The 18,305-nt window shown below is 34.7% G+C and carries 16 protein-coding genes and 1 tRNA gene; 6 read left to right on the top strand and 11 right to left on the bottom strand.

The features are described from left to right. The first annotated feature begins 16 nt into the window (after positions 1–16). Positions 17–1,939, top strand: a complete 1,923-nt coding sequence (locus tag Q0Q96_RS01025) for a S9 family peptidase (RefSeq protein WP_293870584.1) — start codon at positions 17–19, stop codon at positions 1,937–1,939. A gap of 44 nt (positions 1,940–1,983) precedes the next feature. On the opposite strand, the gene accC is transcribed toward Q0Q96_RS01025, so the two are convergent. The 6 genes from accC to pdxA form a co-directional block, all read right to left on the bottom strand. Beyond that, positions 1,984–3,330: an acetyl-CoA carboxylase biotin carboxylase subunit gene (accC, locus tag Q0Q96_RS01020; RefSeq protein WP_293870581.1), complete on the bottom strand. Its 1,347-nt coding sequence runs from the start codon at positions 3,328–3,330 to the stop codon at positions 1,984–1,986. Between the two features lie 133 nt (positions 3,331–3,463). Further along, positions 3,464–3,943 (bottom strand): acetyl-CoA carboxylase biotin carboxyl carrier protein, encoded by a 480-nt coding sequence (gene accB, locus Q0Q96_RS01015; protein ID WP_293870578.1) that lies wholly within the window; start codon positions 3,941–3,943, stop codon positions 3,464–3,466. Between the two features lie 25 nt (positions 3,944–3,968). Beyond that, entirely contained in the window at positions 3,969–4,964 is a 996-nt protein-coding gene (locus Q0Q96_RS01010) for a beta-ketoacyl-ACP synthase III (RefSeq protein WP_293870575.1), read from the bottom strand. Between the two features lie 156 nt (positions 4,965–5,120). After that, positions 5,121–5,315 (bottom strand): 50S ribosomal protein L32, encoded by a 195-nt coding sequence (rpmF, locus tag Q0Q96_RS01005; RefSeq protein WP_007137315.1) that lies wholly within the window; start codon positions 5,313–5,315, stop codon positions 5,121–5,123. A gap of 9 nt (positions 5,316–5,324) precedes the next feature. Next, on the bottom strand, positions 5,325–5,894 hold the full coding sequence (locus tag Q0Q96_RS01000) for a DUF177 domain-containing protein (RefSeq protein WP_293870423.1): 570 nt from the start codon (positions 5,892–5,894) through the stop codon (positions 5,325–5,327). Between the two features lie 85 nt (positions 5,895–5,979). Beyond that, complete coding sequence (gene pdxA, locus Q0Q96_RS00995) at positions 5,980–7,026, bottom strand: 4-hydroxythreonine-4-phosphate dehydrogenase PdxA (RefSeq protein WP_293870420.1); 1,047 nt, start codon at positions 7,024–7,026, stop codon at positions 5,980–5,982. Positions 7,027–7,086: 60 nt separating this feature from the next. Here pdxA and Q0Q96_RS00990 point away from each other — a divergent pair, with 60 nt between their 5' ends. Beyond that, positions 7,087–7,677 (top strand): riboflavin synthase, encoded by a 591-nt coding sequence (locus Q0Q96_RS00990; protein WP_293870418.1) that lies wholly within the window; start codon positions 7,087–7,089, stop codon positions 7,675–7,677. 38 nt (positions 7,678–7,715) lie between these two features. Here the strand turns inward: Q0Q96_RS00990 and Q0Q96_RS00985 are convergent, their stop codons facing one another. From Q0Q96_RS00985 to mce, 3 genes are all read right to left on the bottom strand, one after another. Continuing rightward, positions 7,716–7,934, bottom strand: a complete 219-nt coding sequence (locus tag Q0Q96_RS00985; protein WP_293870415.1) for a hypothetical protein — start codon at positions 7,932–7,934, stop codon at positions 7,716–7,718. Positions 7,935–8,165: 231 nt separating this feature from the next. Beyond that, positions 8,166–8,239: transfer RNA gene (locus tag Q0Q96_RS00980), tRNA-Ile, on the bottom strand. A gap of 44 nt (positions 8,240–8,283) precedes the next feature. Beyond that, a complete protein-coding gene (mce, locus tag Q0Q96_RS00975) occupies positions 8,284–8,691 on the bottom strand; it encodes a methylmalonyl-CoA epimerase (RefSeq protein WP_293870412.1) in 408 nt (135 codons plus the stop codon). Positions 8,692–8,881: 190 nt separating this feature from the next. Here mce and rbfA point away from each other — a divergent pair, with 190 nt between their 5' ends. Both rbfA and Q0Q96_RS00965 read left to right on the top strand, forming a co-directional pair. Continuing rightward, a complete protein-coding gene (gene rbfA / locus Q0Q96_RS00970; protein ID WP_293870409.1) occupies positions 8,882–9,274 on the top strand; it encodes a 30S ribosome-binding factor RbfA in 393 nt (130 codons plus the stop codon). A gap of 1 nt (position 9,275) precedes the next feature. Further along, positions 9,276–10,475, top strand: a complete 1,200-nt coding sequence (locus Q0Q96_RS00965; protein WP_293870406.1) for an FtsX-like permease family protein — start codon at positions 9,276–9,278, stop codon at positions 10,473–10,475. On the opposite strand, the gene dusB is transcribed toward Q0Q96_RS00965, so the two are convergent. After that, positions 10,472–11,464, bottom strand: coding sequence for a tRNA dihydrouridine synthase DusB (gene dusB, locus Q0Q96_RS00960; RefSeq protein ID WP_293870403.1), 993 nt, complete (start codon positions 11,462–11,464; stop codon positions 10,472–10,474). The genes Q0Q96_RS00965 and dusB overlap by 4 nt on opposite strands. Before the next feature lie 141 nt (positions 11,465–11,605). On the opposite strand from dusB, the gene Q0Q96_RS00955 reads away from it, so the two are divergent. Together Q0Q96_RS00955 and lepA are read left to right on the top strand one after the other, a co-directional pair. Next, complete coding sequence (locus Q0Q96_RS00955; protein WP_293870400.1) at positions 11,606–12,631, top strand: YihY/virulence factor BrkB family protein; 1,026 nt, start codon at positions 11,606–11,608, stop codon at positions 12,629–12,631. Between the two features lie 111 nt (positions 12,632–12,742). Beyond that, on the top strand, positions 12,743–14,539 hold the full coding sequence (gene lepA / locus Q0Q96_RS00950) for a translation elongation factor 4 (protein ID WP_293870397.1): 1,797 nt from the start codon (positions 12,743–12,745) through the stop codon (positions 14,537–14,539). A gap of 118 nt (positions 14,540–14,657) precedes the next feature. On the opposite strand, the gene Q0Q96_RS00945 is transcribed toward lepA, so the two are convergent. After that, a complete protein-coding gene (locus Q0Q96_RS00945; RefSeq protein ID WP_293870394.1) occupies positions 14,658–18,305 on the bottom strand; it encodes a M1 family aminopeptidase in 3,648 nt (1,215 codons plus the stop codon).

Genomic DNA, 18,305 nt, shown 5'->3' with positions numbered 1-18,305 from the left:
TCAAAATTATCAAAAAATGAAGCAAATACTTTTTCTAATCGTTAGTATCATGAGCATTGCCACATCAGCACAACAAGTTTTAACTCCCGAAGGATTATGGAAATTGGGCAGACTAACCGCTTTAGGAATTTCCAAAGACAAAAAAACAATTGTCTACAAAGTGTCAACGCCTGTAGTAGAAGAAAATAAATCCAATTCCAAATTTTATAAAATACCTGTTAACGGAGGAAATTCAGTCGAAATTCAAGAAGCCGATTCAAAGAATTTAGTCGCTGACAAAAATGTTTCTCCAGACTTCAACTATATTTTATCTACACAAGAAGTTAAAACCGAAAACGTTTTTGGTAAAGATTTTTATCCAGAATTAGACAAATCGGAAGCACAAATCTATGACGGATTAGATTATCGTCATTGGGATACTTGGAATAATGGAACGCACAATCATGTTTTTTATGCTGTGAATAACACCTCAAAAGCAACTCCGTTTGACATCATGAAAGATGAACCTTATGATTCACCACAAAAACCCTTTGGTGGAGACGAAGACTATATTTGGTCCTCCGACAGTAAAAGCATTGTCTATGTTAGCAAAAAGAAATTCGGAACTGCTTATGCGATTTCTACAAATACTGATTTGTATGAATTTAATATCGAAACAAAAACCACTAAAAATTTAACAGAAAACAATCTTGGCTATGATACCAATCCGATTTTCTCTCCAAACGGGGATTTAACCTGGTTACAAATGAAACGTGACGGTTATGAAGCGGATAAAAACGACATTATCCTTCGTGGGAAAGGAGCAGCTAAAATCAATTTAACTGCATCTTGGGATGGATCTGTAGAGAGTTTTAAATGGAGTCCCGATGGAAACAAAATATATTTCATAGCTGCAATTGACGGAACTCTTCAGCTATTCGAAATTGATTTAAAAAATAAAACTGTAATGGCGGGTATAGCTACTAATATTAAACAAGTAACCAGCGGCGATTTTGACACGCACGACATTGTGGGATTCTCTGGTGAAAACATTATTGTTTCTAGAACCGACATGAATCATGCTACTGAAATTTATTCGTATAACCTAAAGAAAAAAGCATTCACGCAATTGACCAAAACCAATGATGATTTTTATGCTAAATTATCATTGCCAAAGTTTGAAAGAAGATATCTCACCACTACCGACGGTAAAAAAATGCTCGTTTGGGTCATCTTGCCACCCAATTTTGATAAATTTAAAAAATATCCAACTCTGTTGTACTGCCAAGGCGGCCCACAATCACCGTTAACACAGTTTTATTCTTTCCGTTGGAATTTTTCCTTAATGGCATCCCAAGGTTATATTGTAGTAGCTCCAAACAGAAGAGGAATGTATGGACACGGACAGGCATGGAATGAGCAAATTTCTAAAGATTGGGGCGGACAAGTAATGGACGATTATCTTTCGGCAATTGATGATATATCCAAAGAGAGTTATGTTGACAAAGGGCGTTTGGGTTGTGTTGGCGCTAGTTATGGAGGATATTCTGTTTTCTATTTGGCTGGAATTCATAAAAATCGTTTTAAAACGTTCATTGCTCATGATGGCGTTTTCAATACCCAAAGTATGTTTGGCACAACAGAAGAAGTTTTTTTTAACAACTGGGATTTTGGTGGACCTTATTGGGATAAAGACAATGCCGTTGCACAAAAATCGTATACTAAATTTAACCCAATAAACTTTGTAGACAAATGGAACGCTCCAATTCTTATTATTCAAGGCGGAAAAGATTATCGTGTCCCGATAGGACAAGCGCAAGAAGCATTTCAGGCGGCACAACTTCGTCGCATAAAAAGTCGTTTGCTATACTTACCCGAAGAAAATCACTGGGTTTTAAAACCGCAAAATGCTATTGTTTGGCAACGTGAATTCTATAAATGGTTAAAAGAAACGTTGTAATAAAAGAAAACCCAACTCTTCAAGTTGGGCTTTTGTAATTCTAATTATTCTGGATTATTCATTTTAAAGGTATCCATAAAAGCGGTAGTATAATTTCCGGCCACGTAATCTGGTTCATCCATCAATTGTCTGTGAAAAGGAATCGTTGTTTTAATTCCTTCAATCACAAACTCATCCAAGGCACGCTTCATTTTATTGATAGCTTCTTGCCTGGTTTGCGCAGTAGTAATTAACTTAGCAATCATCGAGTCATAATTTGGCGGGATAGTATAACCTGCATAAACGTGTGTGTCTAATCGTACACCGTGACCACCAGGTGCATGAAGTGTTGTGATTTTTCCTGGTGATGGGCGGAAATCATTGTATGGATCTTCTGCATTAATACGACATTCAATAGCATGCAATTGTGGTAAATAATTTTTACCCGAAATTGGCACGCCTGCAGCAACTAATATCTGCTCTCGAATCAAATCATAATCAATAACCTGTTCTGTAATGGGATGTTCTACCTGAATACGTGTATTCATTTCCATAAAATAGAAATTTCTATGCTTATCTACCAAGAATTCTACCGTTCCGGCACCTTCATATTTGATATATTCAGCAGCTTTAACTGCGGCTTCTCCCATTTTGTGACGTAATTCATCTGTCATAAATGGCGAAGGCGTTTCTTCTGTTAATTTTTGGTGACGCCGTTGTACCGAGCAATCTCTTTCGGATAAGTGACATGCTTTTCCGTATGAATCGCCCACAACTTGTATTTCTATATGACGAGGTTCTTCGATTAATTTTTCTAGATACATTCCATCGTTTCCGAAAGCTGCTGCCGATTCCTGACGAGCACTTTCCCAAGATTTCAACAAATCTTCTTTTTTCCAAACAGCACGCATTCCTTTTCCACCACCACCAGCAGTTGCTTTCAGCATTACGGGATAGCCAAATTCAGCTGCAATTTTTTCTGCTTGTTCATAGGATTCTAAAATTCCTTCTGAACCAGGAACACAAGGAACTCCGGCCGCTTTCATAGTTGCTTTTGCTGAAGCTTTATCTCCCATCCTATCAATCATTTCAGGCGAAGCGCCTATAAACTTGATACCATGTTCTTGACAAATTTTAGAAAATTTAGAATTTTCAGATAAAAAACCATATCCGGGATGAATGGCATCTGCATTGGTAATTTCTGCAGCGGCTATTATATTGGACATTTTTAAATACGATAAATTACTTGGCGGTGGACCAATACAAACAGCTTCGTCCGCGAACTTCACGTGTAAACTTTCTGCATCGGCAGTAGAATAAACCGCTACAGTCTTGATGCCCATTTCTTTGCAGGTTCTTATCACGCGGAGCGCAATTTCTCCTCTATTGGCAACTAATATTTTTTTAAACATTTTTCTTAATTTGATAATTAAACAATTTGATAATTAGACTAATAGATGAAATATATTTAGAGAATAGACTTACTATAAATTTTTTAAAATTTAATAACCGATAAATCTAAAATCGTTAATCTACATTCTAAAATCAATTTGGGTCAACTAAAAATAATGGTTGGTCAAATTCAACTGGTGACATATCGTCTACTAAAATTTTGACAATTTTACCTGTAATTTCTGCTTCAATTTCGTTGAATAATTTCATAGCTTCAACCACACAAAGCACATCTCCTTTTTGAATAGTACTTCCTACCTCAACAAACATTGGCTTATCTGGTGATGGTTTGCGATAAAAAGTTCCAATCATTGGAGATTTAATCGTAACATATTTTGAATTTTCATCGGTCACAACGGCTGGAGCAGTTGGTGCAACTGGAACCGGATTAGGCGCAACGGGTGCTGTCATGCTTTGTTGCATTGGTGATTGTTGCAAATATGTAATATCGGGCGAATTACCTTCTAATGTAGTTCTGATGGTAATTTTTATATCACCTGTTTCTAACTTTACTTCGGCCACTCCTGAATTAGATACAAATTTGATTAGGTTTTGAATTTCTTTTAAATCCATAATTAGTTAGTTTTATATTAATTTATTATTTGTTATATGCCCATTTTAAGTAGATAGAACCCCAAGTGAATCCGCCACCAAATGCTGCAAAAATTAAATTATCTCCTTTTTTAAATTTATCTTCAAAATCACTCAATAACAACGGCAAAGTTGCAGAAGTAGTATTGCCATATTTTTGAATGTTTATCAATACCTTTTTTTCATCAAGTCCCATTCTGTTTGCTGTTGCATCAATAATTCTTTTGTTAGCTTGGTGGGCAATTAACCAGTTCACGCTATCTTTAGTCAAATTATTACGTTCCATGATTTTTTCGCTTACATCAGCCATCCCAGAAACAGCATACTTGAATACAGTTTTCCCATCTTGGTATACAAAATGTTGACGATTTTCAACCGTTTCCTTTGAGGTAGGAAGAATAGATCCACCAGCATCAATTTTAAGGTATTCCCTACCAATTCCATCACTTTTTAGAAGTTCATCTTGCAAACCAAGACCTTCATAATTTGGTTCGAATAAAACTGCCCCAGCACCATCACCAAAAATAATACAAGTAGCTCTGTCTGCATAATCTATAATAGACGACATTTTATCGGCTCCAATCAACAATACCTTTTTATATCTACCTGATTGAATATAGGCTGCAGCATTTGACATTCCATAAAGAAAGCTAGAGCAAGCAGCTTGTAAGTCATAAGCAAAAGCATTTACAGCACCAATTTGGGTAGCTACGAAAACACCTGTCGCGGCCACGGGCATATCTGGTGTTGTAGATGCTAGGATTACCAAATCTATTTCGGCTGGATTGATATTGGCCCTAGCAATTAAATCTTGAGCGGCTTTTATAGCCAAAAACGATGTGCCTTTCCCTTTATCTTTTAAAAGTCTTCTTTCTTTAATTCCGGTGCGAGTGGTAATCCATTCGTCATTGGTTTCAACCATTTTTTCCAGTACTTGATTTGAGAGTACAAATTCTGGAACATAAGCTCCAACTGCTGTAATTGCGGCTGTGATTGTATTCATAAATAGGGTTTTTCTTTTCGCTTTTTTAAGTTTGAAAAGTTGTGGAAATTACAAAAAATAATTATACGTGAGTTAATTAGTTAATGATATTTATTAAATTTCTTAAAACAAAAAACTCCCACAAAGTGAGAGTTAATTTTGTAAAAAAAACTTTAATTAGGCAACAGCTACTGATTTATCAATAACTACTTGTCCTCTATAATACATTTTGCCTTCATGCCAGTAGGCTCTGTGGTATAAATGTGCTTCTCCAGTTATGGGACAAGTTGCAATTTGAGCTACAGTTGCTTTGTAGTGAGTTCTTCTTTTATCTCTTCTTGTTTTGGAGATTTTTCTTTTAGGATGTGCCATTTTACTATATTATTTATCCGTTAATAGTTGTTTTAATTTGTCCCAACGTGGGTCAATATCATCTTCTTTTTTTACTTCTTCTTTTATTTGCTTCGCTTGTTCGCTATAGCTCGAGCCTTTAACCTGTAATTCGTTTAATTTTTGCAATGTTTCGTTTTGCAATGTTTCATCCTTTACGCCAGGATGGACTCTTTTGAGAGGAACAGACAATACAATCATTTCATAAATGTATTGTGATAAATCTATTTGATATTCGCCATGAGGCAATATCAATAATTCGTCATTATCATTATTAAATTCTTCTCCAAACTGTACTACCAGTTTTATTTTTCCTTTAATAGGTAAATCAAACTGTTCTCCAGTTAAATCACAAGGAACATTAACGGTACCTATGTGTTTAAAGTTGATTTCTAACATAGTTGTCTTCTTATCTAAAACAACATTGACAGTTACATCATAACTTTCAAATTCATCAAAACTAAATTCGTCAAAGAACTTTTTATTAATTTTAAATTCAAATTGATGTTTTCCTAATTTTAATCCTAAAAAAGGAATCAAAAATTCATTTGTACTTTTCATCTAAACAACAATTTGAGCCCGAAGTTTCGGAGTGCAAAGATATAAAATTATTGCAATTTCAAAAGCCTTGTAACCATTTTTTTGTTTATAAGTGCTTTTCTTTGGTTTTCATAGGATTTTGGCTGATTTCCGAATACTCATTTCTTGAATTATAGATGTCAATCGCTAAATAAACAGCTTCTTTGAACGAATTATAATCGGCAATTCCTTTACCCGCAATTTCGTACGCAGTGCCATGGTCTGGAGAAGTTCTTATTTTATTCAGTCCCGCAGTATAGTTTACACCTTTACCAAAAGACAAAGTTTTAAAAGGAATCAAACCTTGGTCGTGATAAGTCGCTATGACTGCATCGTATTTTTCATATTGGTTACTTCCAAAAAAACCATCAGCAGGATAAGGTCCAAAGACCAATGTTCCTTTTTCAAATAATTTTTTTATGGTAGGCTTTAAAATTTCGTCGTCTTCTTTGCCAATGATACCATTATCTCCTGCATGCGGGTTCAAAGACAAAACGGCTATTTTTGGTTTGTTGATCCCGAAGTCTTGAACCAAACTGTGTTTAATAGTTTCAATTTTTTGAATGATTAATTTTTCAGTCAAATGTTTAGCGACTTCGTTAACTGGTATATGGTCTGTAAATAATCCTATTCTTAAGTTGTCTTGAACCATGAACATTAGCGCATTACCTTCTAATTCTTGGTTTAGACAATCGGTATGACCCGGAAATTTAAAGTCTTCGGATTGAATGTTATATTTGTTGATTGGTGCTGTAACTAAAACATCTATTTGACTTTCTTTTAAAGCTTTTGTAGCGGCTACAAAAGATTTGATAGCATATTTTCCAATATTATCATCATTGATACCAAAATTCAAATCAACTCCTTCGCGCCAAATATTTAATATGTTAATTTTCCCGATTACTAATTGCTCTAGATTATCAATTCCGTGAAGTGGTACATTAAGCTCAAGTGTTTTCTTTATAAATGATAATACTTTTACATTGGCAAAAATAACTGGTGTGCATAGCTCTAACATTCTTGAGTCTTCGAACGTTTTAAGGACAACCTCGCTTCCAATACCGTTCAAATCACCGATAGAAATTCCGACGATGATGTTTTCTGCTTTTTTCATAAAAAGAACTAGTTATTTATTGCTAATTTTGAAGTGCAAATTTAGTAAAATAAAACCATAATGTTTACAGGAATAATAGAAACCCTAGGAATTATCAAAGGATTAAAAAAAGAAAATGATAATCTGCACATAACGTTAACGTCGGCTGTAGCCAATGAATTAAAAATCGATCAAAGTGTTGCTCATAACGGAGTTTGTCTCACGGTTATTGCTGTAAACAACAATGACTATACCGTAACGGCAATCAAAGAAACGATACAAAAAACAAATTTGGGCAGTTGGAAAGTTGGTGACTTTATTAACCTTGAACGCGCATTGAAACTGGGCGATCGCCTTGACGGACATATTGTTCAAGGTCATGTAGACCAAACTGGAGTTTGCAAACGAGTTGAAGAAGTTAATGGAAGTTGGTATTTTACTTTTGAATACGACAGCCAATTGAACAACATTACGATCGAAAAAGGATCAATAACCGTAAACGGTGTTAGTTTGACCGTTGTAAATTCTAAAGAAAGCGAGTTTAGTGTAGCAATTATTCCGTACACTTATGAGCACACCAATTTCAATAGTTTTAAAAAAGATTCCGAAGTAAATCTAGAATTTGATGTTGTGGGAAAATACGTTGCGCGATTACACGCTTTAAAACATTAAAGCCGTAAAAAAAGGTTTTAAAGAGAAAAGCTTCAAAGTTAATTTGAAGCTTTTTTTATGTTTTTTAATTTGATTAATTTATATATTCCGTAGCACAAAGAAAGCATCAAAAGTATGTACAAACCTCCATCTACTGGCAGTCCAGGTGGTGGTGGTGGAGAGGAAGGAGGTGGTGGTCCTGCATCTGCAAAAACAGCAGTATTTTTCAGGAAAAACACAACCAGAATAATGATGATTCTATTTGGGACAATTTTCATAGTGCGTAAAAATATAAAAAAAAACTAACGGTCAAAACTAATTATAGATATAATCGACAAACTTAATCGAAAATTAATGCCTAAAAAAAGACTAGTTAAAATTTTCTTGCACTAAACTGTTCGAAAGAATGATTATTCATCACTTACTTTATAAACGATTTATCTGGTTCTTTGGTTTTGTAAATTTCTATAAAAAACAAAGACCTCAAGAAAAGAGGTCTTTATAAAATGTGGTCCCACTTGGGCTCGAACCAAGGACCACCTGATTATGAGTCAGGTGCTCTAACCAACTGAGCTATAGGACCAGTTTTGAGGTTGCAATATTAGCATTAATTTTGATTGGATGCAACTATTTTTGTTGGATTTCTTGACAAAGTTCGATCAAAACGCCGTTTGTCCCTTTAGGATGTAAAAAAGCCACTAATTTGTTATCGGCTCCTTTTTTTGGAATTTCGTTTAAAACAACAAAACCTTCATTTTTCAAGCGTACTATTTCATCCACAATATTTTCAACATCAAATGCGATGTGGTGGATGCCTTCGCCTTTTTTTTCTAAAAATTTGGCAATTGGGCTATCGGGATTTGTGGCTTCGAGAAGTTCTATTTTATTTGATCCACTTTTAAAGAAAGAGGTTTTTACACCTTCGCTCGGCACTTCTTCAAGTTTATAAGGTGGAGTTCCCAATAGTTTTTCGAAAAGCAAGTTGGAAGTTTCTAAATTGTTAACTGCTATTCCTATGTGTTCTATGTTGCGCATGGTTTGTTATTTAACGACAAAGTTCGCAAAGTTTTCGCAAAGTTCACAAAGTTGTTTGGTTTTTCCTCTAGCCCCGATAGAAGCGGAAATCCTCGCAGAGATTGAAGCGGATAGCGGGAATAAGGATTGCTGAAATGTCAAAACTTTCGCTACCAATACATATAAAAATTTAAAATTGTACTTTTGCCTGATGGAAACGAATAGACAGAAAAAAATTGGCGGTGTATTGCAAAAAGATTTAGTTGATATTTTGCAAGGTGAAGTGCGTAAAAATGGAATATCGAACTTGGTGATTTCTGTTTCTAAAGTTATTGTAACTACCGATTTATCGATTGCAAAAGTTTATTTGAGTGTTTTCCCTCAAAACAAAGCACCTGAATTATTGGCTGCTATAAAAACAAACTCGCCGTTAATTAAACACGATTTGTCGCAACGTGTGAAATTGCAATTGCGCAAAGTCCCCAATTTGGCTTTCTACATTGATGATTCATTGGATTATATTGAAAAGATAGATAATGCTTTGTCGGGCAAAGAAAATCCTATTGAAAACCGTGATCTTTTAGACAAACGCAAGAAATTTTAACTTGGACTTTCCGCTTTACATAGCCAAACGATACCTTTTTAGCAAAAGTAGCAACAATGCTATCAATATTATTACAGGAATTGCATCGGTAGGAATAATTGTGGGCACCATGGCGTTGTTTGTGGTGTTATCGGTTTTTAGCGGTTTGCGCGATTTTAGTTTGTCGTTTTCCAATACAATTGATCCTGATATAAAATTGAATGCGGTGGTTGGTAAAAATTTTTTTATTTCGCCCAACCAAGAATTAAAAATTAAGAACATTCCCAGTATCGCTTCATACACTAAAGTGGTTGAAGAACGTGTTCTTTTCTTTTTTAAAGGAAAAGAAATTGTAACTCATTTAAAAGGCGTTGATACCAATTTTACCAAAACAAATGTAGTTCTCAACAACATTTATAATGGTCAATGGTTAAAACCTGATACGTATCAAGTTGTTGTTGGTTATGGTATTGCTGATAAATTGTCATTGGGGATTTTTGATTTTAATAATCCGTTCGAAGTTTACGTTCCTCGAAAAGGCAAAGGTGTTATTGAAAGTGAAGCGGAAGCTTTTTTTAAAACAAATTTAATTCCGGTGGGCATTTATGCCATCAGTGAGGATTTAGATAGTAAGTATGTATTTGCAGATTTGGCGTTAACTCAAGAATTATTAGAACTTAAAAGCAACCAAATAACAGGTATTGAAATTAAACTTAAACCCAATGCTGATGAAAAGCTAATCATCTCGAAACTGACAAGCCTTTTTCAAAACAAAGTAGAAGTTAAAAACCGCGCCCAACTTAATGTTACGCTATACAAAATGTTGAATACAGAGAATATTGCTGTATACTTAATATTTACTTTAGTAATAATTATTGCTCTTTTTAATTTAATTGGCGCATTGATCATGATGGTTTTAGATAAGAAAGATAATTTAAAAACCTTGTATAATTTAGGCTCCGAAATAAAAGATTTGAAGAAAATATTCTTGCTTCAAGGAAGTTTACTAACCATTATTGGCGGAATTATAGGTTTGATATTAGGAATAATTATTGTTTTAATGCAACAACATTTCAAATTAATTATGATTACAGCATCGTTAGCGTATCCTGTTGTTTTCACCATTCAAAATGTATTGATTGTTTTTGCAACAATTGTTTCTCTGGGCATTATTGCCAGTATCATTGCAAGCAGTCGTGTATCTAAAAAACTGTTGGATTAAGCAAATTGATAATCGGAATAAATTTCCTGAATTTCAACTAAAGCTTTGAACAAAGCTTCGCCGGATTCTAGCGTTACCAATTTAAGACGATGTTCTTTGAAGTTAGTTACCCCTTTGAAATAATTGGTGTAATGGCGGCGCATTTCTACAATACCAACGCGTTCGCCTTTCCAATCCATCGACCAAGTTAAATGATTCCGTGCAGCTTCAATGCGGTCAGCCATAGTTGGTTGTGCCAAAGGTTCTCCCGTTTTGAAATAATGTTTAATTTCGTTAAAAATCCACGGATAACCAATAGCGGCACGACCAATCATCATGCCGTCCAAACCAAACTTATTTTTGTATTCCAATGCTTTTTCGGGCGAATCTATGTCGCCATTTCCGAAAATTGGCATCGTAATTCTAGGATTATTTTTTACCCGAGCAATGTGTGTCCAATCAGCACTGCCTTTATACATTTGGGCACGAGTTCGAGCATGAACCGTCAAGGCTTGTACGCCAATATCTTGTAAACGTTCCGCAACCTCATCTATATTGATAGAATTTTCATCCCAACCTAATCGTGTTTTCACCGTTACCGGCAAATTAGTGCTTCTAATAACGGCTTTGGTTAATCTAATCATCAAATCTACATCTTTCAGCACTCCTGCGCCTGCGCCTTTGCAGACAACCTTTTTTACAGGACAACCAAAATTAATATCCACCAAATCAGGATGTACCGTTTCCACAATTTTAGCCGACATCGCCATAGCTTCTTCATCTCCACCAAAAATTTGAATACCAACAGGTCTTTCATAATCAAAAATATCCAATTTCATTCGGCTTTTGATGGCGTCCCGAATTAACCCTTCTGATGAAATAAATTCGGAATACATCAAATCGGCACCGTGCAACTTACAAAGTCTACGAAATGGCGGATCGCTTACGTCTTCCATTGGTGCAAGTAATAGTGGAAAATCAGGTAATATGATGTTGCCGATTTTTGGCATGCTGTAAATTTTTACAAAATTACAATTTTTAAATGAAAATAGAAATCAAGGTTCTATTTGACATCAATTCTGCAACAAAAAAACAAAATCTTATAAATCATTTTGTTTCCAATGAAATAACTTTGCTACTAAAAGTTTTTAATGAAAACAAAAGTTACAGTACATGCCGCTTTTAGGATTTTAAAAGATACGATGAACAGTTTTCTTGATAACAGCGGACTTAAATTAAGTGCTTCGCTATCCTACTACACCATCTTTTCGTTAGCTCCTCTCTTATTATTGATGATTTCATTAGCCGGAATTTTTTATGGTCGCGACGCCATTCAGGGTCAAGTTTTTGGTGAAATAAATGGTATTATCGGAGACAAAGTTGCTGTTCAAATTCAGGAAATCATTAAAAATATGGAACTTTCAGGCAAAACAACAATGGCAATTGTTACTGGTGGAATAATACTGATTATTGGTGCAACTAGCGTTTTTGTAGATATTCAAGAATCAATTAATATAATCTGGAAAGTAAAAGCAAAACCAAAACGTGGATGGCTAAAATTGCTCACAGACAGATTACTTTCTTCTTCCTTAATTGTAGGTCTCGGATTTTTATTAATAGTTTCGCTTTTAGTGAACGGGGCTTTGCTGGCTTTAAGTAGTTGGCTTAAAAATTATTTTCCCGATGTTACACTTATAGTCTTTCAGATTGTAAACATCGTGATAAGTTTTACAGTCATTATGACACTTTTTGGTGTGATTTTTAAGGTGTTGCCTGATGCAAAAATTTCGTGGAAAGATGTTAAATCTGGAGCTTTTTTTACAGCTTGTCTTTTTATGCTTGGTCGCTTTTTAATTGGAATTTATATTAATTATACTAGTACTGGTTCTGCTTATGGCGCAGCAGGATCGCTGATAGTAATTTTAGTTTGGGTGTATTACACTGCTGCAATATTGTATTTTGGTGCAGAATTTACAAGGGTTTATGCTGAATATATGGGTGCCCGAATTGAGCCCGCTGATTATGCCGTTTATGTGGAGCAATATGAAAAAGAACGCGATGTAGAAATTCTGCCTGATACTGCAAAGCCTGATTCGGAAGTTATTGTAAATCCTGAACTTAAATCGCAAGGAAAATCAACAGTAAAAACGAACCCAAAAACTATAAAAAAAGACTGAATAGTGCTTTTTAGGTAATTTGTCATCGACTTCTTTTAAATCAAAACTTTGCCTTATCTTTGCCGACTAAATACGGGCGGTTTTTGCCCTAAAAATGACAGATTTACGAAGATGAAGCACATTAGAAATTTTTGCATTATTGCACATATCGATCACGGAAAAAGCACGCTTGCGGATAGACTTCTTGGTGCCACACAAACCGTTACCGCTCGTGAAGAAAAAGCCCAATTGCTTGACAATATGGACTTGGAACGCGAACGTGGCATTACCATAAAGAGTCACGCCATTCAAATGGAATATAAATACAAAGGCGAAGATTATATCTTAAACCTTATTGACACTCCGGGACACGTAGATTTTTCGTATGAAGTTTCTCGTTCCATAGCGGCTTGCGAAGGAGCTTTGTTGATTGTGGATGCTGCTCAAAGTATTCAGGCACAAACGATTTCGAATTTATATTTGGCTCTAGAAAATGATTTAGAAATTATTCCAGTATTAAATAAAGTAGATTTGCCGAGTGCGAATCCAGAAGAAGTCAGCGATGATATTATTGATTTATTAGGTTGTAAACTTGAGGATATTATTCATGCTTCGGGGAAAACTGGTTTTGGGGTAGAGAATATTTTGGCTGCCATTATCGAAAAAATTCCTCATCCAAAAGGTGTAAAAGACGAACCTTTGCAAGCTTTGATTTTTGACTCTCATTACAATCCATTCAGAGGAATTGAAGTTATTTTTCGTGTAAAAAATGGCGAAATTAAGAAAGGACAAAAAATCAAATTCATGGCAACAGGCAACGAATATTTTGCTGATGAAGTTGGGACTTTAAAATTAAACCAAGTGCCAAAAGATGTTATTTCTACTGGTGATGTTGGCTATTTAATATCAGGAATAAAAGAAGCAAAAGAAGTAAAAGTGGGCGATACTTTGACGGATGCCAAAACGCCAACCACCAACATGATCAGAGGTTTTGAAGATGTGAAACCAATGGTTTTCGCAGGAATTTATCCTGTTGACACCGAGGATTATGAAGAGTTACGTAACTCGATGGAAAAACTGCAACTTAATGATGCCTCCCTGGTATTTCTTCCTGAAAGTTCTGCAGCTTTAGGATTTGGTTTCCGATGTGGATTTTTAGGTATGTTGCACATGGAAATTATTCAGGAACGTTTAGAACGTGAGTTTGATATGACTGTGATTACAACAGTTCCCAACGTTTCTTATTTTGCCTATACCAAAAAAGACCCTGAAATTCCTTTTGTTGTAAATAATCCATCTGATTTGCCAGAGCCTTCTCGTTTAGATCGAGTGGAAGAACCTTATATCAAAGCCACTATCATTACTAAAGCCGATTATGTGGGGAATGTAATGAGTTTATGCATCGAAAAACGTGGCGTGATTACCAATCAAACTTATTTGACTACAGAAAGAGTTGAATTGAATTTTGACATGCCACTTGCTGAAATTGTATTCGACTTTTATGATAGATTAAAAACTGTTTCCAAAGGTTATGCGTCTTTTGATTATTCGCCAATTGGAATGCGAGCGTCAAAATTAGTAAAACTGGATGTTTTATTAAATGCACAGTCAGTTGACGCGCTTTCGGCATTAATTCATGAGAGTAATGCTTATAACATTGGTAAAAAAATGTGTGAAAAACTGCGAGAATTAATTCCAAGACAACAATTTGACATTCCGATTCAAGCGGCAATTGGCGCCAAAATTATAGCGCGAGAAACGATAAAAGCCTTGCGTAAAGATGTTACTGCCAAATGTTATGGTGGCGATATTTCGCGTAAGCGTAAATTATTGGAAAAACAGAAAAAAGGTAAAAAACGTATGCGTTTAGTTGGTAATGTTGAAATTCCGCAAGAAGCGTTTATGGCGGTGTTGAAGTTGAATGATTAGTTTTAGATGATAGACTTATAGATGATAGACAAACCCAATAATTTTCGTTATTGGGTTTCGCATTTTACAGGTGTAATTCATACAAACTACTAAACTTATAGTACTTTGTAGTTGATTTTTAAAGCCCTAATCTATTATCATCAGAATTAGTATCAATTAATTTATTGTAAGGATCGACGCCTACTTCTGTTGGTTTTTCGTTGACTTCAAAGGTAACCGTATTGTCAATTTTGGTCACTTTTATCTTTTTCAAAAACAATTCTTTTTCTTGTTTCTTGCTCTTGAGCGTTTGTTCACTAAATATTCCAATTTCAATATAATCGTTCAGTGGAAAAGAATTAACAGGATATTTGGTTCCTTTTTTTAAATAAGACAAGGTTTTTCCATGAGTATCTTTAAACCTCCTTTTTCCGGTATCGTCTGATTTGTATTTGCTTACATTAAAGTCGATAGTTACCGCATATTTCCCGTTTTTCAACTTTTTGGAGGTGGCTTTATTTATTTTATTGTCATAAAGTGTAATGGTTTCAAACATATCGTTGATCAAATATTTCAAACTATCGGGTGTAGCAGCATTCAAATAGGAAACAAGTTCAATCGAATTAGTATAAGGTGCTTCTTGAAAAGCGACTTTATTGATGTACGATTTGATGGCAGCATTCATTTGTTTTTCACCAATATAATCGCTCAATGCATATAAAACTAGCGAACCTTTGTTGTAATGAATGTATTGTTGATTTTCATTATACATCAATGGTTGTTCTTTGCCACTTTCAAAAGTGCGTCCTTGAAGATATTTATCGAGCGCATCTTTCAAAAAGCGGCGCATTTGTTTTTTGCCATAAGTATGTTCCAGTACTTTCAGCGAACTGTATTCTGCCATACTTTCAGACAATAAAGTAGCTCCTTGCACATTGGCCCCAATCACTTGATGGGCAAACCATTGATGAGCCACTTCATGCGCAGTTACCGAAAAAGGATAATCTACAGCGTCCTGGTCTTTATCATCAACGGCAGCAATAAATCCGATACCTTCAGAAAATGGAATCGTGTTGGCAAACGATTGTGCAAACATGCCATCTGTTTTAGGAAATTCAATTATTCGTACTTGTTTATGTTGGTAGGGACTAAAGTTTTCAGTGTAATAGGCCAACGCCTTTTTCACACCAGCAATCATGCGGTTTACATTATAATAATGAGGTTTATGATAATAAATTTCGATGTTAATTTCTTTCCATTTGTCTCTTTTTACTTCATATCGTGCAGAGTTGTAAGCATAGAAATTCAGCATTTTTTGATCCATTTTATAATGAAAATAGTTTCTTCCGTCTTTTTTCCATTGTTTTTTTAAATAACCAGGTGCAAGGGCAATTTGATCTCCGCTAGTGCTTACAGTGGTTTCAAATGTTATCCAATCGGCATCATTGCTAATATAAGTGTTTTGACGCGCAATACTATCATCGGGTTTTGCCATCCTGTCTTTGGGTTTCAAACCATATTTTTTGCGTAAATCCTTTGTTTGTAATTCATTGTCATCCGTATAACCAATTCGTGGAAAGTATTGATTGTTCATAAACGTACCGTTAAAAACAACGGGCGAACTCGATTGAAGAGTCGTGTTTGGTTCATTTTTCAATTGGAATTTCAACACCATTGTTTCGCCAACCTGCAAAGGTTTTTCTAACTTATAAATATCGAAATTAAAGACCGTATCTTTAGAAACAAGCTTTGTTTTTTGACTAAACGAAAGCTTTGTTCTTTTGGCATAATCAATCAAGATAGTATCTATCGGTTGTTTTGTTTTGTTTTTGATAGTATAAGTTCCGTTAGCCATAAAATTTCGTTCTTCGGGAAATAGTTGCAAATCAATTTTGATGTCAACAATTCTAGGCTGCGGTTTGTTCTGGTATTTTTTATATTTTTTTTCCCATGAAACACTTTCTTTCTCTAGTTCTTGTCCCGTTTTATGTTTTTCCTTGATATTGTCTTCATAATATATTTTCCCACCAATACTTAAAAATCCAATTAAAGCCAGAAATAAAGGAATTATAATATTTATGGTGGCTCTTTTTTTAGCCTCTTTAAAACGATCTTTCACCATTAGTCCAACGCCGCGAACATAAAATAAGAGTGAGAGTGCAAAAAACACAATGCCTAATAATATCCAATACAATTTGTAAACAAAATACAACCCCAACGCATGACCATAACCGTTCATGTCGGAATAAGAAAAACCGGTATCACTATTAAAGATGAAAATTTGCTGATTTATGCCAAATTCAGGTAAAAAAGTCAACCCAAGTGAAATAATCAGTAAAGCGAAAAACCCAAGGAGATAATTTTTAAAAAGCGTTTGAATAAATACTGCTAGCAACGCCCACACAACGAAATGGATTAATCGCAAACCGAACAGTTCGTATAAATAATGTCCAATTTCGAAATCATAAAAATTATTCCAAATTTGATACGTTATCCCCGAAATGAATATTAACGATAACAGAATCATCTGCATTTTTACGATGGCTAAAAATCTAGACAGTAAGAAAACCCAGTTTGATGTTGGTGTTATATCTAGCAAATGATTCATTCTAGCGTTTTTGCCGCGATGAATAAGTAATCCTGAAAACAAGAAGGTCATCAAGTTGATAAACACTCTGAAAACACCCCCTGCTATACCAAGCATTTGCCAAGTAACAGGATACGTTTTCGTTCCGAAAATTATTCCGGAAAAACTAATACTTGTAAAAGCAAACAAAAGCCCAAGCACAACAACTACAAGAAAAATCCAACTTTTAACAATGTATTTTAAATCATATTTAGATAGACTCCAAACGGTTTTAAGTTTTTGAGCCAATGAAAAATCAAAAGAAATCTTTGGAAGATTAATTTTGGTAATGCTGCCAAAATTATTTTTTACAGAACGTTCTTCACTTTTACTTCTTTTTAAGCTCAAAGCGTTTTGTGTAAACGAAAAATAACGATAAATCAGTATAAAAAGTAAGACCGAAATCCCAAACCACAGCAATCTGTTGTACAAAATAACGCCGTCAAACGGGAGCAAATTTTCATTTTTTTCAAAAACCGTCCAATATTTGGTATAATTATTCAAAGTTTCCATTCCAAACGGATCAAAAATAGAAACGAAAAGTTTGTCTTTGGCATCGTCAATCATATTGCCCACAAAGGCTTGCAGAAAAAACATCAAGATAATACTAACATAACCAGCCATTACATTTCTAGAAATAGTAACTACCGAAAAAACGATTACGCCATAAAAAAACAAATTTGGAATTACAAAAATCAAATAACTCTGCAAATACGCTAAAAAGCGTTGTGGTCCGACCAAATTTGGGTTTACACCAGGCAAAAACGCTGCCAAAAAGGAACCCAATCCAACACATAAAGTAATGATAACTACCACTAAAAAAGCACTAAAAAACTTTGCAAAAAGGTAGTCTCGCTTGTTCAACTGGTAGGAAAACAAAACCGTGTGCATGTTGTATTTAAAATCTCTATACACGCTAGCGCCAACAATTGTTGGTAGTAAAAAATAAATAAATGTAGAGAGTGCCACCAGTAAATTATTGAGTTCAAGAGCAGAATTAGCATAAACATTTGCTACGGTGGTTGACTTAAAATTGTCAAAAACTCCCAAACTACTTGCCATCATAAACAAAGAGAAGGAGAAAAAAATGGCGCAGAAAACATAAAAAGTTGGGTTTTTTAACCATCTTTTTAATTCGAAAGTAAATATGGTTCCAAACAT

The organism is Flavobacterium sp. (assembly GCF_025352015.1).
GTDB lineage: Bacteria > Bacteroidota > Bacteroidia > Flavobacteriales > Flavobacteriaceae > Flavobacterium.
The sequence above is the reverse complement of the archived record's forward strand: the minus strand, read 5'-3'. Positions and strand labels throughout refer to the sequence as shown.